The organism is Pseudomonas sp. NPDC096950, assembly GCF_044762525.1.
Classification (GTDB): Bacteria; Pseudomonadota; Gammaproteobacteria; order Pseudomonadales; family Pseudomonadaceae; genus Aquipseudomonas.
On the sequence record NZ_JBIWEL010000006.1, the window covers coordinates 211,601 to 230,362 of the forward strand.

Consider the following 18,762-nt stretch of genomic DNA (forward strand, 5'->3'; position numbering starts at 1 on the left):
GCAGCTCCTACAGGGGAATACGTTCAACCGGTCGACCGCAATCACCTGTAGGAGCTGCCGCAGGCTGCGATCTTTTGATCTTCCAAAACACAAAAGCCCCGATCATCACGACCGGGGCTTTTTGCATTTCAAGCGTTACACCTTACGAAGCCGAACGCACCGCGCCTTGGGTCGCGTTGGTCGGTTGCAACTTGAACACGTAGAACAACACCGTCAGCAGCACCAGGAACGCAGGTCCCACATACAGCGCCACGCGGGTGTCCGGGAAGTACGCCATCAGGCCGACCACCAGCACCAGGAACGCCAGCGCCAGGTACGAGCTGACCGGGTACAGCCACATTTTGTATTTCAGGCCGGCCCGTTCGCTGGCGCTCAGGCCTTTGCGGAATTTGAGCTGGGCCAGCAGGATCATCACCCAGGTCCAGATCGCGCCGAAGGTGGCAATCGCGGTTACCCAGACAAAGACTTTCTCCGGGACCATGTAATTGAGCAGCACGCCCAGCAACAGCACGAAGATCGACAGCAGCAACGCACGACGAGGCACGCCGTTGCTCGAAGTCTTGGCGAAACCGGCCGGGGCCTGGCCATTCTGCGCCAGGCTGTAGAGCATGCGACCGGTGCTGAAGATGCCGCCGTTGCAGGACGACAGCGCAGCCGTGATCACCACGAAGTTGATGATGCCGGCGGCGGTCTTGATGCCCAGACGCTCGAAGGTCATCACAAACGGGCTGCCCTGGGTGCCGATTTCATTCCACGGGTAGATCGACAGGATCACGAACAACGCACCGACGTAGAACAGCAGGATCCGCCAGAACACCGAGCCGATCGCATTGGGAATGGTCTTCTGCGGGTTCTTCGCTTCACCGGCGGTCAGGCCGATCATTTCCACGCCGAGGTAGGCGAACATCACCATTTGCAGGGACATCAACACGCCTTGCACGCCGTTGGGCATGAAGCCACCGTGAGCCCACAGGTTGGAAATCCCCAGGGCCACGCCGTCGTTGCCGAAGCCGAACGCGATCACACCGATACCGCCGATCACCATCGCGATGATGGTGACGATCTTGATCAGGGCGAACCAGAACTCGAACTCACCGAAGGCTTTCACCGCGATCAGGTTGATGGTGCCCATGCTGATCAGCGCCGACAGCGCCCAGATCCAGCGCGGCACGTCGGGGAACCACACGCCCATGTACACCGCTACTGCGGTGATTTCCGCAACGCAGGTCACCAGCCACAGGAACCAGTAATTCCACCCGGTCAGGAAACCGGCCAGGGGGCCGAGGTAATCTTGAGCGTAACGGCTGAAGGAGCCGGCGACCGGGTTGTGCACGGCCATCTCGCCGAGGGCGCGCATGATCACCAGGATCGCCAGACCGCCAATGATGTAGGACAGCATGATGGCGGGGCCGGCCATTTCGATGGCCTTGGCCGACCCGAGGAACAGGCCGACGCCAATACAGGCACCGAGTGCCATCAAGCGAATATGCCGTTCGCCCAGTTCGCGTTTAAGCGGGCCGCCCTGAGCGGTCTCGCCTTGGGGCAGATGATTGCCTGCTGGCATAGGGGTACAACCTCGTCTTGTTATTGGATGTGACCACCGAGTAAACGAAGCGCGGACCGGTAAGCCAACGCTTCCCGATACCGGGCCTGCCTTGTGGGCAAACCCGTCTTGTAGGACAAAACCTGCAAGATCAGCGGGGCGTGCAGTATAAAAAGCTTCGGACAGGGTTTTTCACTCTATACACCACAACATTCAGGCACAACTCTCGCCAAAAGCCCGGTTTACGGAGGGGCATTACCTGAGTTTTGCGGAATTATTTGCGGCTGAAACGGCGGGGAGTATTGCACGGTAATGGTGCGTCGTCATGCCTGGAGGCGACTTTGGTTTATCGCCTCCAAGTGTCTATTTCAGCCTTTACAGACTGACATGACGGCTGAACCCGTCCCTGTGGGAGCGGCGGTGCGACGATTCGACTTGCTCGCGAAGGGGGACTGCCAGTCGATACACCTGTTGAATGTCAGACAGCATTCGCGAGCAAGTCGAATCGTCGCACCGCCGCTCCCACAGGGATTGAGGTGACAGACGGGCATCCCGAGCACAGGACACAACCACTCATACGATTTCGAAATTTCTCTATTCACAATTTTTTCATCATCGCTAACCACCGTCTAAGCTTCAGACAAGTCCGATCAATCTGCGTGAATGGATCAGTCGACTATGGGCGCGTTATGGCAATCCGATTCGAGTAAAACCGTGGTTCCGACTGAACGTGTGGATGATGCGCCTTTACCTGAAAAACCCCGTCGTGCCAAACACGGCTGGAAGGCATTCTGGTTGTTGCTGCTGATTATCCTGATTGTGCTGGGCCTGGCCGCCGCCAAGGAAATGCGCACGTCGAAGTTTCAGGCGCGGGAGGTCAGCAAATTTGCCGCGTCCCTGAGTTATGACATGCAACCCGGCCCCAGCGACGCGATTCGCTACCCCGGTGCGGGGCCGTTCGATTTGCGTTTGGGCTACAGCTCCATGGGGGATTTTCTTACCCGGCTGCTCAAGCGCAACTATGTCATTGCCTCGCAAACCCGTTTTTCCCCGGCGTTGATGAAGTACAGCGACCGGGGCTTTTTCGTGCCCTATTCGGAAAAAATCCAGGCCGGTCTGTCGATCACCGATTGCCGCGCCGCTCCCCTGTACCAGTTCAATTACCCGCAACAGCTCTATTCCAGCTTCGAGTCGATCCCGCCGGTGGTGGTCAGCAGCTTGCTGTTTATCGAAAACCGCTTCCTGCTCGACCCCAAGCAGCCCCTGGCCAACCCAGCGGTGGACTGGCCGCGCTTCGGCATGGCCGCGTGGTCCCAGGTGGCGAAGCTGATGCACTTGCCGGGGCAGTCGGCGGGCGGCAGTACCCTGGCGACGCAGCTTGAAAAATACCGCCACTCCCCCGATGGCTTGACCGTGTCGGGTGCGGAGAAGATCCGGCAGATGATTTCCGCCAGCGTGCGCGCCTATCAGAGCGGGCCGCAAACCTTGCAGGCGCGGCAAAACGTGGTGCGCGACTACCTCAATAGCGTGCCGCTGTCCGCCGTTCCCGGTCACGGTGAAGTGCATGGCATGGCCGAGGGCTTGCGCGTCTGGTACGGCGCCGATTTCAACAAGGCCAATGAAACCCTGGCCAGCACCGCCACGGATCCAAAAACCATGGCCGCCAAAGGCCTGGCCCTGCGTGAAATGCTGTCGCTGATGATCGCCCAGCGTCGCCCTTCCCATTACCTGACCAAAGGTCACGACGAACTGGCCGACCTCACCGACAGCCACATTCGCCTGCTGGCCCAGAACAACGTCATCGACGCGCAGTTCGCCGCCGCCGCACTGGCCAGTAAAGTGACCTACCGTGACTGGCAGACCCAACCGACCATCCAGCCGATCGAAACCAATAAAGGCATCAGCACCGCCCGCAGTCGCCTGGCATCGATGCTCAACCGGCCGCTGTATGACCTCGACCGCCTCGACCTGTCGGCCACCAGCACCTTGCAAAGTGACTTGCAGGCCCAGGCCACCGAATACCTCAAACACCTGGCCGACCCGGTCTTCGCCGGGCAGATCGGCCTGATCGGCGAACGCCTGCTCACCCCCACCAGCACCACGGCGGTGCGCTACAGCTTCACCCTGTTCGAACTGACCCCGGACGGTTCCCGCGTGCGGGTGCAGACCGACAGCACCGACCAACCCTTCGACATCAACGAAGGCAGCAAACTGGAACTCGGCTCCACGGCGAAGATGCGGGTGCTGACCACGTACTTGCAGATCATTTCCGAGCTGCACGACAAGTACGGCGACAAGACCGTGGCCGAGCTGAAAAAAACCGACGTTCCCGATCAGGATCGCCTGAGCCGCTGGGTCGTCGATTACCTGATCCAGAACAGCGACCGCGACCTGTCGAAAATGCTCGGCGCCGCGCTTGATCGCAAATACTCGGCCAGCCCTGGCGAAGCCTTCTTCACCGGTGGCGGACTGCACGTGTTCCACAACTTCCGCAACGAAGACAACGGCCGCATGCCGACCCTGCGCGATGCCATCCGTGAGTCGATCAACCTGCCGTTCATCCGTCTGATGCGTGACATCGTGCGCTACACCACCTATTCCGGCCCCAACAGCAGCGCCGAATTGCTCAAGGACGACCGCGACCCTCGGCGTCAGGAATACCTGGCGTCTTTTGCCGACAAGGAAGGCACGTCGTTCCTGCTCAAGTTCTGGAAAAAATACAGAAACAAGGACACCGACGCGCGCCTCGAAACCTTCCTCGACAGCATGCGCCCGACCCCGATTCGCATGGCCGCCGTGCACCGTTATCTCTACCCGGATGCCGAACAGGCTGCCTTCAACACCTTCGTGCGTGCGCACCTCAAAGGCGCCAAGCTCACCGAAAAACTCACCGACGAACGCCTCGAGCGTCTCTACCTGAGCTACGGCCCCGGTTCCTATGACCTGCCGGACCAGGGCTTTATTGCCAAGGTCCACCCGCTGGACCTTTGGTTGATCGGCTACCTGCTGAACCACCCGGACGCCAAGTGGAGCGAGATCGTCAAGGCCAGCCAGTTCGAACGCCAGGAGGTCTACAGCTGGTTGTTCAAAAGCAAACACAAGGGCGCCCGTGACAGCCGCATTCGCACCATGCTCGAGATCGAAGCCTTCCTCGACATTCACCAGCGCTGGCAAAAAGTCGGCTACCCGTTCGATCACCTGGTGCCGTCGCTGGCCACGGCCATCGGCAGTTCCGGCGACCGGCCGGCGGCATTGGCCGAGCTGATCGGCACCATCCTCAACGACGGCATACGCATGCCAACGCTGCGTATCGACAGCCTGCACTTCGCCGCCAACACGCCGTATGAAACTCAAGTGATCAACGACCCGAACGTCGGCAAACGGGTGATGCCTTCGGAAGTGGCCGCCGCCATGCGCGAAGCCTTGTCCCATGTGGTGGACGCCGGTACGGCCAAACGGGTGTCCGGCAGTTTCAAGACACCGGACGGCACACCCCTGGCGATGGGCGGCAAGACCGGCACCGGGGATAACCGCATCGAAGCCATCGGCGCCGGTGGGCGGATCCTCAGTTCGAAATCAATCAACCGCACCGCGACGTTCGTGTTCTACATCGGCGATCACCACTTCGGCACCTTGACCGCGTTTGTACCGGGCCGCTCCGCCGAAACATTCAAATTCACTTCGGCGTTGCCGGTACAGGTGCTCAAGGGCATGGCACCGATTTTGACCCCGTATTTGCAGCCGGGTCGCAACACGGAATGCCAGGCACCGGTGGTCGTGCAGCGATAATGCCGACCATCGCTGTCGTGATTTCCTACGCAGGAAACGCTATTAGTTGCAGTGGTGGTAAATAAGTATTTTCGGCATTCCAATTCCTGATCATTGACACAACCCCCTCAAACTTCAGGAACAGTCTTTTAGACTTTTAATCTTCACGCCAGCGGATAGTTTTAAGACTTCCCATAAACGTGAAGATCACTCACCATGTTTCAGTTACAAACAGTAAACAACTTGGTTGAATCGGACAACCCCGATAACGATAAAGGTCGCCATTACCCCCTCATCAAAGACTCGATTAACAGTTGTTTTACCCAGGCTTCCGTTGAAAGATCCTGGAGACTGGGTAAGGTCCCACTCACCCGCGAAGGCTGGCACAGCAGCGCCGGGAAGGATCTTGCAAATGCCAACATAGAGGCCTGGAACCATCAGAATGCGGTGGATCGATTACTCGACTCGCTCAAGGATATCCATGGGTTTGCCGAGCCTTTGCTCAGCGCTGCGCTAAAACGGCAATACCGCCTGGATCTGGATGTGCAAGCCACTTGGCTGAAGCTTTATATCCCCAAAGAACATCCCTGGTATGTGATTGATACTTCAGATGGCGTCATCACTCGAACAGTCTCTTTACTGGATGCGGCCTTACATAACTTTTCAAGTTCCGAAACCTTCGAAGTGCAGTCGGAATTTATTACCAGGCCCGACCAACTCGGACACTTCGACGTATTGCCCATCAAACAACAAATGACCCTCAAACAGTTCCAGACACTGTGCCGCGAGTTGAATATCGGCGCCCGTTACCGACGTCATCTTCAACAAGTGCTGCTACCGACCAATCCCGTGGCCGCAGGGGTCTTGCGGCATCTTGTCAGCCGCAACCAAAAGTCCGCACTCAAACTCGCTGCGCACCTTGCACTGAAGACCAAAGACATCAGCCAGCCGACACACGCCAGTTTGCTCGGCCTGCTCCACGGGCTTCCGAACCTGACCCTGGACGGCAACGTCATGCAGGCATGTGACCTGCGTCTGATGGACACCACCCTGACCGGCATCCTGGTGTTCACCCCCGTGCAACAACTGTCGAATCGCGCCGGCAGCCGGATACTGGTGTACGTTCCCCACGACCCGGATCACCCACTCAAGGAGTACCCGTCGGCGACTGCCTGCGTAGTGGAGCTGAGCCGCCAATTGCTCGAAAACAAAATCCTGCCGTCTACCGGAAAAACCTATCGGCAGTTCTTCAGCCAGTTCGTTGACCAGCAACAGCGCGGGCATTTTTTCGCGGGCCTGGAACAACGCCTGAGCCAGGTCAAATGGCACGAGAAGGCACCAACGGACCCAACGCCGAGCTGGCGTGAAACACCGGTATCCAGACCTAACCTGCAGGTTTCCGTGGTGCCGATCAGCGATCCCCTCTGGGAGCATCTGTACCAACAATCACTGAACAAGATCCTCAACGATGGCAGGGAGATCGCGGTCTCCACTGGCGATGCCGACAGCCGCTCGCGCTGGGCCTGGTGGGACAACTTCAAGAAAATCCTTTCGGACATTTTCAACGTCGCGCTGATGGTGCTGGCCCCTTTCGTGCCCGGGTTGGGGGAATTGATGCTGGCCTACACCGCCTATCAACTGACCACGGATGTCATCGAGGGCGTGGTCGACCTGGCCGAAGGTCTGTGGGCCGAAGCCGCCGAACATGTCATCGGCGTGGTGACCGATGTCATTCAACTGGCGACGTTTGGTGTCGGCGGCGCTATTGGCGGCGCGTTCAAGCTCAAGCTTTCACCGTTGATCGAAGGCATGACGCCGGTGCAATTGCCCAGCGGCAAAACCGTGCTGTGGAATCCCGACCTTGGCCCATATGAACAAAAGCAGCTCAGCCTGGGCAACGGCTCGGTGCCCGACCACCTGGGCCTGCACAACATAGAAGGTCAGGACGTCTTGCCGCTGGACCGAAGGTTGTACACGGTCAAAAAAGACCCGGCGACCGGAGACCATCGCATCCTGCACCCCACTCGCCCTGACGCCTACACACCGAAAGTGACCCATAACGGTCACGGCGCCTGGCTGCTTGAAGGAGAAAACCCGCGCAGTTGGGACGCCTACACCCTGATGAAACGTCTGGGTCACCGCACTGATGGTTTCAATGCCGAGCAATTGGACAATATCCGGCGGGTCAGTGGCACGGATGAAGGCGTGCTGCTCCGGATGCACGTGGAGCACACCCCGCCACCGTTGCTGCTGGACGACACCCTCAAACGCTACGGGGCCATCCAGGATGTTGACGCGGTCCGCGAACAAATTCGTTCAGGGACGACCATGGATTCACCGTCCTACTGGTTCGAACAACTGGTCACCGAACTGCCCGGCTGGCCGGCGGATTACACGTTGAACGTCTATGAACGATCCGACCTGACCGGCCTGTTTCGCACCTATGGCAGCCCCCAATCGTCCGCTCGCCAGACGTTGCGTATCAGCCTCGCCGAGGTGATAGCGGGCACGCTCCCGGAGCGGGTAGTGGGCTTTCTGGACGATGCGCAACTGGCCGACCTGCTCGGTGCAAGCCTGCCTTCCGATCAGCGCGTACAAGCGTTGCGCGATCGTCTGGTGGTGCGGGTGGATCAACGCAAGGCAGACCTCGCGGACTACCTGTATCGCGCCAGGGCGATCAGCCACGATGCCAACGTCTGGCGATTGCAGCAGCAGTACCCGGAGCTGCCGACGGATGTCGCTGAAACCCTGCTGGCTGGTGCCGCAAGCGCCGAACTGGAGACGATGACCGAACAGCGGCGCATCCCCTTGCGCCTCAAGGGCCAGGCCCGCGAATGCGCCTTTGAAACCCGCGCGGCCAGAGCTTTTGAAGGTTTCTACCAGGATGACCGAATGACAGCCGATACCGAACGCCTGGCCCTGAATGTGTTGCGGCTCAATAGCGACACCTTCAACGCGCTGCGCATCGAAGTTCGCGATGGCACGTTCGATGGCCCCTTGCGCTGCCAGGTCGGCGCCGATGAGCGCGTCAGAGTCAGGGTGCTGGTACGAGATGAAAACGGGCACTACGAAGTGCGCAGCCCTGAAAATCGCCAGTTGCACCCACCCTTCGACCTGTTCGAGTCGATTCTGCGCGCCATACCCGCGGCGGCGCGCCGCGATCTCGGTTACAGCCCCGGCCAGGGCGCCTGGTTCAAGACGTGGTTGATGGCCAAGGCCGAGGCACCGGCCGAACGGCGCACGGCCTTGCTGGAACCGCCGATCAGGCCGGTGGCGCAGTGGGAGACGATGCTGTTGTTACGCGGTCCTGCGTTGAGCCGGCAAGCCAAAACCCTTGAGCAGCGGGTGCAGGACCTGTACCCGCACCTCAGTGAACGGGAGGTGGATACTTTCATCCGCTCGCTGCCTCGCGACGCCGACCCCGTCCAAGTGGTGAAAACCCTGGAGCGGGAATTGAACAAGCTGCGCAATGTGCTCAAAGTCTGGCAAGAAGAGATGGCGACGCCCCTGCCCGACGACGCCGTCATCCCGCCCGACGCCGTCAGGCATCTGGTCGAACGCCTGGTGGAATGCTTCGAAAGAAAACCACGGGTATTCGATGAGCGCAGCACGCCACTCACCGGTGGTTATGCGCTGGACCTGTCCAGCGATCTACGGCGTTACAACCTGGAGCACTGGTGGAAAAAACTGCCAGACATCAAGACCTGGCTCGATCAGATCATCACTTTGAATCTGGATGGCATGGAGTTCTCGCAACGTTCGGACGGGATGCTGCGCAACTTCACCCAGCTTCGCCAGTTCAGTGCGCGACGCTGCGGCCTGACAGGTCTGCCGGCCGGCGTTGGCAAAATGTCCGGGCTCGAAACCCTGCGTTTGAGCGACAACCGCATCAGGCTGACCGAAGAGGCGGTGGTGCAGCTCGCCAACCTGACCCGGTTGCAAACCCTGCGGCTTGAATACAACGTGTTGGGCCTGACGCCAAATGTCCAGCGCATGCCGCGCCTGAAGGTAGTGAACCTCGCTTACACGGGCATCGACACCTGGCCTGAGGGGTTGCTCGGCAGACCTCGTCCCCGGGGATTTTTCCTTGATCTGTCGGGCAACCCGATCAGAACCATCCCTCGCGCCGTGCGCGGCTCGAATAACGCGTGGACCCTCGCCCGTGCGCGACTGGACGCCCGGCAATTGCTGGACGCCCATCGCCAGGCGCTGCATGAGTACCGCCGCTCGGTGGGGTTGCCCCGGGAAAACATCTACCAACCGCTTGCGCAAAGTGCGCGGGACAAATGGCCGCTGAATGACGACTCGTCACTGTGGGGCAATCGCTCCCCCGGCCTCGGCACCTGGCGCGCCGAAGCCTGGGACAACCTGATGAACGAAGCCAATAGCGAAGGCTTTTTCCGGCTCATCGACAGCCTGACCACTTCCGCTGACTACCGGGCCGGTGGCTGGGTACAGGAACAGTTGTCACGCCGTGTCTGGGAACTGATCGATGCCATGGACCTGGACACGCCGTTGCGCGAAAAGCTGTTCCGCACGGCTGAAAACCCGGAAAACTGCGAGGACGCCAGCTCCGAGATCTTCAATCGCATGGGCGTGCAGGCGTTGGCGTCCCAGGCTTACGCCTATTCGACGTCCGCCGCCGAACTCGAACCTCGGCTGGTCAAGTTGAGCAAAGGTGCCGCGCGCCTGGACCGGGTCAATCAAATAGCTCTGGCAGACTCGCTGTCGCGCCCCAGCAGGGCCGAAGAAGTGGAAATCTACCTGGCTTATCAAACGTCGCTGGCGCCACGCCTCGGCCTGCCCTGGCAGTCCGACTCCATGCTCTACAGAGCCATCGCCGCTGTGTCGGATGATGCTATCGAGCGGGCCTACTCCACCGTGCTCGAGCGAGAGGGCGGCGATGGGCTGGTCAACGGCATGCTCGAACAACCCTTCTGGGAAAACTATTTGCGAGAGACCTACCCCGAGCATTGGCTTGCCAACGACCAAACCTTCGATCAGCAACTGGACGCGCTGGAAGAGTTGCGCAACACCCCCGGCAGCCAGCCACCGATAACCGACCAGGCCTACTCGGTAAAGCTCAATGAACTGGCTTACAACAGACTCGCGCTGGGTCGCCGCCTGACTCGCGATCTGTTGAAAAAATACGCGCTGGACGAAGATTCCCCCGGGGCGAACCTTACGCCCCCGGCGCCCGTGCATTGAACAACAACAGCACATTGCCGTAGTAATCACCCGCCCGATAACCCCCGACAGGCTGCTGCGGTTCGATCTCCAGCAGCACCCGCGAACCCACTGCGGCATCGGCGGCGGTCACGACCAGCCGGGGTTCGATGGCGTGGCTCAGTTCCACGCCATTGAAGCGCACGCGCAAGGCGATATCGTCCGCCGGGCGGCCGTTGGAGAGGTACGCCTGCTCTTCCAGGCGCGCTTCAATGGCGCTGGTGTCGTGCCGCACGTCGAAGTATTTGCGCAGGTTGCCCAATCGGGAAGTCGCGACGTTCCACGGCAGGATCTGCTCGCGATGAATCCAGCCCGTCTCGGCCGGCACGATGTAAAAAGACCGGGTCGGCACCGTCACGGTCACTTCGAAGGTGTGTTCCTCGTGGGCAGCCAGTGCCGAAAGGCTCGTCAGCGCCGTTGCCGTCAGCAGTGCGGCCACCGTGCATTGCTTGATCATGTTTGTTACCCACAGCGTCAATTGGAAGCCGCCACTATCGACTGGCTATTGTCAGCACTTTCTTGCTGTCACCCTCGATCAGGATGAAGCGATGTTCACGGCCCTTTTCCTTGTCGAAGGCGAACGTCTTGCCGGCCATCACGTGATGCTTGGTGGTCGGCCGACAATCGTTTTCATCAGTGATCGAGCAACTCTTGAACTCATCGACCACCACCACGGTGTTGCCGTTGTTGCGCAGTTCATAACGCTCGGCGCTGTCATTGACGGCCGTGTCGAAGCGGGCGTCCTTCGGGCGCACAAAGAAGATCGTACCGAACCCGGTCATCACGTTGACCCCGGCGGACAGACTCTTCTTATAGTCTTCACGCTCTTCATTGGAGACTACGAATTCATCTTCCTTCTCCGGCACGACGGGAATGAAACGCACGCGGAAGTAACGTTCCTTTTCGCGCTCGCCCATGAACAGCAAACGCGTGCCCTGCATGCCTTTGGCCGGCACGATCAACCGCGCCGGGCTGGCCATGATGCCTTGGCGCGAGGCGCCATCCGCCGCGCTTTCGACCGGCACTTCGCGAATCGTGCCGTCGGCGTCGTAGAGGATTTCCAACACATTGATCTTGACGAACGCGGTGCTGTCGCCACTGTTGAATACCCGTTTGAGGTACGTACTTTTATCGCCGTCCAGGTAGTCGTATACCGTGCCGACATTAATCTGCGGCCCGGCCTGCGCCGTCAGGCAAAACAAGCTGCTAACCCACATCAACAACAGACGTTTCATGGTCTTGAACCTCAAATAATGGCGAGTGTGTGTGCCGTCAGACTTCCGAATCCCAGATCACTGTCAGATTCCCCGAATAGTCACCCGCCACACCGGGCTGGAGCATGCTGTTGGTAGAGTCCTTCAGGATTTCGAAATGCAGGATTCCGTTCCCGCGATCCACATAGAAGCTCGGAGCGAAGTACAAGGTTCCGGCGGTTCCGCGCTTCAATGGACGTCGCTTGACGGGGCGCCCCAACGTATCGGTCAGCCCGTTGGGCAACGTCACGCTCAGCTCCACCTTGCCGTACCGGGGCGATTTCGAGTCGTCAATGACGCAATCGGTCATCACATAACGAGGGCAGTTCAACATCATTTTGAATCGCGATGACGCCGAGATATGGAAGATCTGATCACGAAACAGTCGGTTGGGTTTGCGTCCCTCGTTTATCCAGCTTTGCCAGCCACCTTCGGGCACCAACTCGACCTTATTGCCACCGGGCGGGAGGGTAACCTTCAGGGTGTGCTGCACATCCAGGACGAAGTCCAGGGTCAAGTTGCCGTCGTCGGCATTCAACCCCCCGATGTCGAAATCCCCGCCAGGACCGAGGAAGTAGTTCATGGAACCGGTGTACAGCCCGCTCGACATCCCCAATGGGTTCGGCGTTCGTAGCTCATAGGCAAAATCCAGGGTTTCCCAGGACATGTACGGAATCCGGTAAGCCGCCACTTTGGTGCAAGGCGCTTCTACCGGGGTTTTCCAGAAAAAACGATAAGTAGCGCCTGTATAGGCTCCAACTCCGCTGTACACACAGGGAGGCGCCGCGTAAACCCAGGTTTGACCACCCCACAGTTTGACGTGCCCTTCACGCGAATCGGTTACCCCAGTCAGATTCGCGGCGGTATCGCTCAGGATGTAGTTAGACCCGATCCCCGTGATCCGCACTTCGACGGTTTCCGATTCGCCGGTTTCCCGGTTGATCACTGTCAGTTGTCGCCAATTGGCCGGTGCCTTTACAGAAACGCCGGTGCCAGGCGCAATCGCTGAGCTGGGCCCGAAACGTACCGGTATTCGAATGCTGAACATGTTGTTTTGCTTGCACTCGTCCGGATAGGTGGCGCAATACCCACTGTCCGGTGTCTTGTTGATAAATACGTTTCTTTGCGGCTGCGACGGATCCGGCGTGAACAGCGCCCGGATCTCCTGATTAATCGCCTCGGCGGTCGGCACCATCAGCGCCATCATCAGCGCCAACCCGCCCGTTAACTTTTTCATAGGTTTCAACCTGCCTTCTGATCTGTGACGCTGACGTCGGCCAATGTGTCCGGCGTGCACCGCAGGTCACCGATCATCAACACGTTGTTTTCGCTGCGGTGGCGACTGGCATCGAGGCGGAACTGGCAGAGCAACTGATTGCCCCGGCGCACTTCCAGCGTCGGCGAACCGGCGTTCATTTCCATGGAGAAGAAGCCATCGACTTCCGTGACCCCACGACTGGCGTGATTGATCACGTGATGGCCCTTGAGCGGTTGCCCTTGGGGGTCCACCAACCGACCGAGCACGGTCAGGGTTCTCATCACCCGCACCTTGCGATACTCCACGCCGCCCTTGTTCAGGTGATAGCGGGTGCGCGGCGGCTCGATGCTGGCGGCGGGCACGTTATTGCCCTCGAAATCAAAGCTCACCGAGCTGTTCTGGTACGCGGTAATCGGGATGAAATTGCGCCCCGGTTTCAGCGCGGCGCTGCCGCCGCTGAAGTCGTCGGCGCGCAGGGCGATGCCGTCGATATCGGATTCCACATCAACAATCAGCCCCGAGCCTCGCACCTGATGTTCACTGGTCAGGACCATTTGCTGGCCGCCGATGACCAGCGTGCTGTCGACGTTCAGGCCACCGGTAAAGTTGTCGTTGTAGGAGGAGCGCTGGACAAAGCCGTCGCCACTGAGCGCCGCGGTGCGAAAACTGGCCAGGCTCGACAGACCGAGGCCATAGGTGTCGCTGAGCGCGGTGACCGAGACGTTTTGCAGCACGTGATCCTTGAAGTCTTTGCGCCAGCCGAGGGAGGCGTTGTTGTCGCGTCCGCCCTCCCGCGCCGTCCGCGAACCGATGCTGCCGGTGAACTGCTGGCCCGGTGCGCCCAACGCCAGGTTGAGGCTCAGGTCGACCCCGCGATTGCGCTCGTCGCCGCTGCTGAAACTGCCGGGCCGGTCGAACAGCGCCAGCCGCCAGTTGGCATCGTTGCCGAACAATACGGTGCGTTGGGTCCAGCCCAGGTCCACGCCCAAGCCTTCGGTATTGCCCTCGCTGTGGGAAACCCGCGCATTCAGCGAGTTTTTGCTGCTCAGGCGATGATTGAGCGCCAAGGACGAGTTGCTGGTCTCGCCGACAAACACATTGCGCTGCCGCACCCGCGTGCCGTCGGGCAGGGTGTCGTAGGTGTTGGTGGTGTCCAGCCAACTGCGGTTGTGGCTGATGACCACACTGCCGGAGCCGTAGTTGTAAAGGCTTTGCAGGTCGAGGCCGGTGCCGTGGTCCTGGGTCTCGTAGACGTTGGCATACAGGCTGATGTGATTGGCCAGGGTCCAGTCGATGGACGTGCCGTATTGCAGTTTTTCGCGAATCTGCCGCGCCGACAGCCCGAGGATGACCCGGGGATGCATCAGGTAATTGAGCGACGCCCCGGCCGTCGCGCTGCCGCTGGCCTGCTGGTCCCAGTTACTGAGCAGTTTCTGTTCCTGGCCGGCAAACAGGTTGTAGCGCCAGCGCTCATCGAGGTTGCGCCAATTGGTGGGTTTGTAGACCAGTTCCTGGGTGGTGCTGGTGATCTGCCCGTCTTCGATCAGCCGCACTTCGACTTCGTAGATGCCACCGGGCAAGGGCCGGGTGTCGAGGGTCTGCAAACCGGCGGGCACCGATTGGGTATTGATCAGCAAACCGTCGCGCAGGATTTCCACCGAGGCCTGGCGGTTGGCCGTGACGTAGATCGGGTAGACGCTGGGCGTCGGCGTGTTGATCGCCAGGCTGTCGGAACTGCCAAGCATGACGCCGACGGCCGTGTCGGGGCTGGTGCCAAACGTGCGCGGTTGGCGGGTCAGCCCTTCGGAATTGGGGGTGAAGTAACCCAGGCGAAAAAAACGGCCCTCCAATTCGCGCTGGGTGTAGAGCTCGTGTACGGCGTGGTAGAGCTGGTCATCCGGGCCGCCGAGACGGGCCAGTTGCATGTTGAAGGTCTGGCTCCAGCTGCCGAGGCTGCCACTGGCTTCCAGGCCATATCGCCCGCCCAGGTCCTGTCCCTGACCACCGTTGAGGTTGAGCTGATTGCGCAGCATCAGGCCGCTGCTGCCACCTTCGGGCTGGTCGTAGTAGCGCTTGACCTCGGTGTCGCGTTCGGCATTTTCGGTGACGATCGATACCAGCGAGTTTTCCAGGTTGTAGTGCACCGCCAGCATCTGTTCCGGGCATTTCCCTGTGCAATCGCCGAGTGCCACGCCCGGTTTGAGGTAACTGGCCCAGGTCTCGCGCTCGGCGGCGCTGAAGCGGCTGTCGCTGGTGTCGGTAAAGTCGAGCAGGGTGATGCGGTCATCGCGGGACAGCACGATCATCGCCTCCCCCAACGGTTGTTGATCGAGTTCCACGCGAACCGCCAGCGGCACATCAAAAAAATGCTCCTCGAATTCCGCCGGCAGACCTTTGGCCTGGGCCAACAGACTTCGCGGTGTCGAACCGTTGGATACCGGAGCCGCCGCCGCGCTGGCGCAAAACAACAGCGCAAGCGCAGCCGCGATGGGAGTCATCGGGAACATGAACACGTACTCTGATTGCAAACAAATGGAAGTCCGACGAGCCAACTAAGTTGTTGGCCCGTCGGTTGGCGCTAACGGGAAAGTTAGATAACCGGTGGCACGGCATCAAAGATCATGGCCACTTCACCGGTGTAGTCGCCCGGTGCAAACGTGGTGCCGGTGGCGCTGATGCGCAGCGGTGCACGATAGTTCACGTTGGACTCGGTTTCACCGACAATCATTTGCGGCGTGGTGGTCAGTTCCGTGCCATTGATTTCAACTTTCAAGTTGATGCTGCTAGCACCGGACAGCAACCGAGGCGCCGACACGACACTGGCGTGTACCGAACCATTGTTGTTGCGCATATCAAAAAAACCGTTGACTTCACCCATTTGGCCAGTGGTCGGTTGGAAGTCCATGCGCTGATCCTTGTTGATCAGGTCTGGATCGACAGGCACCACGTAGAAGCCATTGGTTGGCACGTGGGCTACGAGGTTGATGGTGTGCTTGGCTTCACCGGCGGCGAACACGACGGAGGAAGTCAGCGCCAGAATCGCCAGGGGAGCAGCAATAGTCAGTTTCTTGAACATCGGTCAGTACCTGTCTTTTCAATATAAAGGGTTCATTGAAAGTTCAAACGACGCCGTGGCGAACACGTCGCGGCGATGTCGGTTGAACTTTCAATGCGGGGCGAATGATCGGCCAATATCTCTGGAAAGTAAGCAGGTAACTTCCGAGGATCGCGTAGTTAAATGCCTCTATAACAAGACAGAAAAAAGAACAAAACTGCGAGTTATTGACGGGCAACTGTCAGCACTGGACTACAGACAGTTTTATCGAAAAAACCATACAGCCTTTTCAACTTTAAACCGCGGGACGAAGAGACACTCAGCCTATAGTCTCGACAACTAATAGAGTTATAACTTTAACTTTCCAGTTATTTCCACTCCCACACACAAACCGGTCCCGAGGTGATGAACCGAGTTGCTGCGCGGACCTCACCGCCCGTCGGTCGAGAGAAACGTCTGAGGAAAAACGCCTTGCCATCGCCTAAAGATATATCTTAAGTTGTATCTAAACACGACGAGAGAAGGCAAAAAATGAGAGACCATCATTCCCACCGCGAACACGGTGACGGCCGCGACGGCTTCGAGAAACGCCCTGGTCGCGAGCGCGGCGGCCGTGGCCCTCGGGTGTTTGCACCCGGTGATTTGAAACTGCTGTTGCTGGCGCTGATCGCCGAACAGCCGTGCCACGGCTACGACTTGATCCGCCAGATCGAAGGCATGTTCGACGGCGCCTACAGCCCCAGCCCCGGCGTGATCTACCCGACCCTGACGTTTCTCGAAGAAAGCGAAATGATCCTGGGCGATGCCGAGGGCGGGAAAAAACGCTACAGCGTGACCGACGCCGGACGCCTGTCCCTGAGTGATCAGGCGATTGCCCTGGAAGGCGTGCGGATGCGCATCGACGTCAGCAAACGCTCGCTGCGCGGCCATGATCGCCCAGCCGAAATCCACGAAGCGGTGCATAACCTGCGTCATGCGCTGCAACTGCATCACGGGCGCTGGAGTGCGGAAGAAATCAACCGCGTCGCCGCCCTGCTCAACAACACCGCCAAAGCCATCGTCGACGGCCCCGCCGTTCAAGCCGCCCAGGAGAACGCCGAATGAATGTCGTTTTTGAAAACCAGACCATTCACCGCGTCATGCACGAAATCAAACGCCGTCGGTTGGAAGTGTTGCGGGTGGTCGACCTGACCCCGCGCATGCGCCGGATTACCCTCGGCGGACCGGAGCTGGCAGGCTTTGTCAGCCTCGGCACGGACGATCACGTGAAATTGCTGTTCCCGCAGAACGCGGCGCAAACGGCGGCGCTGGAAACCCTGGTGCTCGGCTCCGGCAAAACCGACCAGCCGATGCCGGAAATGCGCGACTACACGCCGCGCCGTTATGACCTGGACACCCTGGAACTGGACATCGATTTTGTCCTGCACGGCGACGGCCCTGCCTCGACCTGGGCCGAGCAGGCCAAGCCGGGACAATTCCTGCACATCGGCGGGCCAAGGGGCTCGATGATCGTGCCGGACATCTTCGACAGCTACCTGCTGATCGGCGACGAAACCGCCCTGCCCGCCATCGCCCGACGCCTGGAAGGCCTCGCGGCCAATCGCCGCGCACTGGTGATCATCGAAGTCGAGAACGGCGCCGAACAGCAACGCCTCGAAAGCGCCGCTCAGGTCAATGTGATCTGGGTGCTGCGCGACGGCGGCAAGAACAACCTGCTGAACACCGTCAAACAACTGCAAGTGCCGAGCGGCAATTTGTATGCGTGGGTGGCGACCGAGAGCAAAGTGTCGCGGCAGATCCGCCGGGTGCTGCTCGATGAGCATGGGCTGGATGATCAGTTCGTCAAAGCGGTGGGGTATTGGCGGCTGGGTGACTCTGACGAGGAATAACTTCCGGCAACAATAATCCCCTGTGGGAGCGGGCTTGCTTGCGAAAGCGGTGTGTCATCCAGCATTGATGTGACTGACACACTGCCTTCGCGAGCAAGCCCGCTCCCACATTGATTTTGGGTGTTTACGAAATCGGCTTTCGCCACCGATCCAATCCCACAATCACCAACGCAATCCCGACAAACCCCGCCAATATCCCCCCGGCATTGAGAAACACCTGTGGATAACCCAGCGTGCTCACATCGATGAACGGATACGGATAAGCCCCCAGCAGATGCCCCCGCAACAGCGCATAGGCGAAGTACACCAGCGGATAAATCACCCACAACGGGATGTGCCGCAAGCGCAACGTCCCCTTGGGCACGCAGCACCACCAATAAACCAGAAACAGCAGCGGCAGGATGTCGTGCAGCAATTCATCGGCGAGCAACTGCCAGCCTTCGGGGTGCCACAGATGGCGCAACAATAGGCTGTAGGCGAGCGCGACCACGGCGATGCTCACGGCAATCCCGCTGCTGACCGAGGGCTGCAGAAACCAACGTTTCGCCGCCGACTCCCGCGCCGTCAGCTCACAGGTCAGCACCACGGCCACCAGGGTATTGGTCAGTACGGTAAAGAAGCTGAAAAAACTCACCAACCCACCGAGCAGGCTGGCGCCGATCTCCCAGCGTGTGCCGAGGATCAGGTACATCTGAACAGTCAAACCTGCCCAGCCCAGCACCGCCGCCACGGCGATACAGCGACGCTTCGCGGCAGATGAAATCAGCATG

11 protein-coding genes are annotated in these 18,762 nt (G+C 59.6%); 4 read left to right on the forward strand and 7 right to left on the reverse strand.

All coding sequences use genetic code 11. The features are described from left to right. Positions 1 to 142: 142 nt before the first annotated feature. A complete protein-coding gene (locus ACIQY3_RS13310; RefSeq protein ID WP_403019907.1) occupies positions 143 to 1,564 on the reverse strand; it encodes an amino acid permease in 1,422 nt (473 codons plus the stop codon). A 657-nt stretch (positions 1,565 to 2,221) separates the two neighbouring features. On the opposite strand from ACIQY3_RS13310, the gene ACIQY3_RS13315 reads away from it, so the two are divergent. Both ACIQY3_RS13315 and ACIQY3_RS13320 read left to right on the forward strand, forming a co-directional pair. Beyond that, on the forward strand, positions 2,222 to 5,332 hold the full coding sequence (locus tag ACIQY3_RS13315) for a transglycosylase domain-containing protein (protein ID WP_403019909.1): 3,111 nt from the start codon (positions 2,222 to 2,224) through the stop codon (positions 5,330 to 5,332). Positions 5,333 to 5,758: 426 nt separating this feature from the next. Further along, positions 5,759 to 10,519 (forward strand): NEL-type E3 ubiquitin ligase domain-containing protein, encoded by a 4,761-nt coding sequence (locus ACIQY3_RS13320; RefSeq protein ID WP_403019911.1) that lies wholly within the window; start codon positions 5,759 to 5,761, stop codon positions 10,517 to 10,519. Here the strand turns inward: ACIQY3_RS13320 and ACIQY3_RS13325 are convergent. The 5 genes from ACIQY3_RS13325 to ACIQY3_RS13345 all read right to left on the reverse strand — a co-directional run bounded on the left by ACIQY3_RS13325 (position 10,494) and on the right by ACIQY3_RS13345 (position 16,124). Beyond that, entirely contained in the window at positions 10,494 to 10,994 is a 501-nt protein-coding gene (locus ACIQY3_RS13325; RefSeq protein ID WP_403019912.1) for a CS1 type fimbrial major subunit, read from the reverse strand. The two genes, ACIQY3_RS13320 and ACIQY3_RS13325, sit on opposite strands and share 26 nt — an antisense overlap. Positions 10,995 to 11,028: 34 nt before the next feature. Then, positions 11,029 to 11,772 carry a molecular chaperone gene (locus ACIQY3_RS13330; protein ID WP_403019913.1) on the reverse strand — a complete coding sequence of 248 codons (744 nt, stop codon included), beginning with the start codon at positions 11,770 to 11,772 and terminating at the stop codon, positions 11,029 to 11,031. Between the two features lie 37 nt (positions 11,773 to 11,809). Next, positions 11,810 to 13,027, reverse strand: coding sequence for a hypothetical protein (locus ACIQY3_RS13335; RefSeq protein WP_403019914.1), 1,218 nt, complete (start codon positions 13,025 to 13,027; stop codon positions 11,810 to 11,812). Positions 13,028 to 13,032: 5 nt separating this feature from the next. Continuing rightward, positions 13,033 to 15,555, reverse strand: a complete 2,523-nt coding sequence (locus tag ACIQY3_RS13340; RefSeq protein WP_403019915.1) for a CS1-pili formation C-terminal domain-containing protein — start codon at positions 15,553 to 15,555, stop codon at positions 13,033 to 13,035. Between the two features lie 83 nt (positions 15,556 to 15,638). After that, complete coding sequence (locus ACIQY3_RS13345; protein WP_403019916.1) at positions 15,639 to 16,124, reverse strand: CS1 type fimbrial major subunit; 486 nt, start codon at positions 16,122 to 16,124, stop codon at positions 15,639 to 15,641. A gap of 510 nt (positions 16,125 to 16,634) precedes the next feature. Here ACIQY3_RS13345 and ACIQY3_RS13350 point away from each other — a divergent pair. Continuing rightward, a complete protein-coding gene (locus ACIQY3_RS13350; protein WP_403019917.1) occupies positions 16,635 to 17,207 on the forward strand; it encodes a PadR family transcriptional regulator in 573 nt (190 codons plus the stop codon). Further along, complete coding sequence (locus tag ACIQY3_RS13355; RefSeq protein WP_403019919.1) at positions 17,204 to 17,992, forward strand: siderophore-interacting protein; 789 nt, start codon at positions 17,204 to 17,206, stop codon at positions 17,990 to 17,992. The genes ACIQY3_RS13350 and ACIQY3_RS13355 overlap by 4 nt, the downstream gene beginning before the upstream one ends. 124 nt (positions 17,993 to 18,116) lie before the next feature. On the opposite strand, the gene ACIQY3_RS13360 is transcribed toward ACIQY3_RS13355, so the two are convergent. After that, complete coding sequence (locus tag ACIQY3_RS13360; RefSeq protein WP_403019922.1) at positions 18,117 to 18,761, reverse strand: Pr6Pr family membrane protein; 645 nt, start codon at positions 18,759 to 18,761, stop codon at positions 18,117 to 18,119. Between the last annotated feature and the right edge of the window lies 1 nt (position 18,762).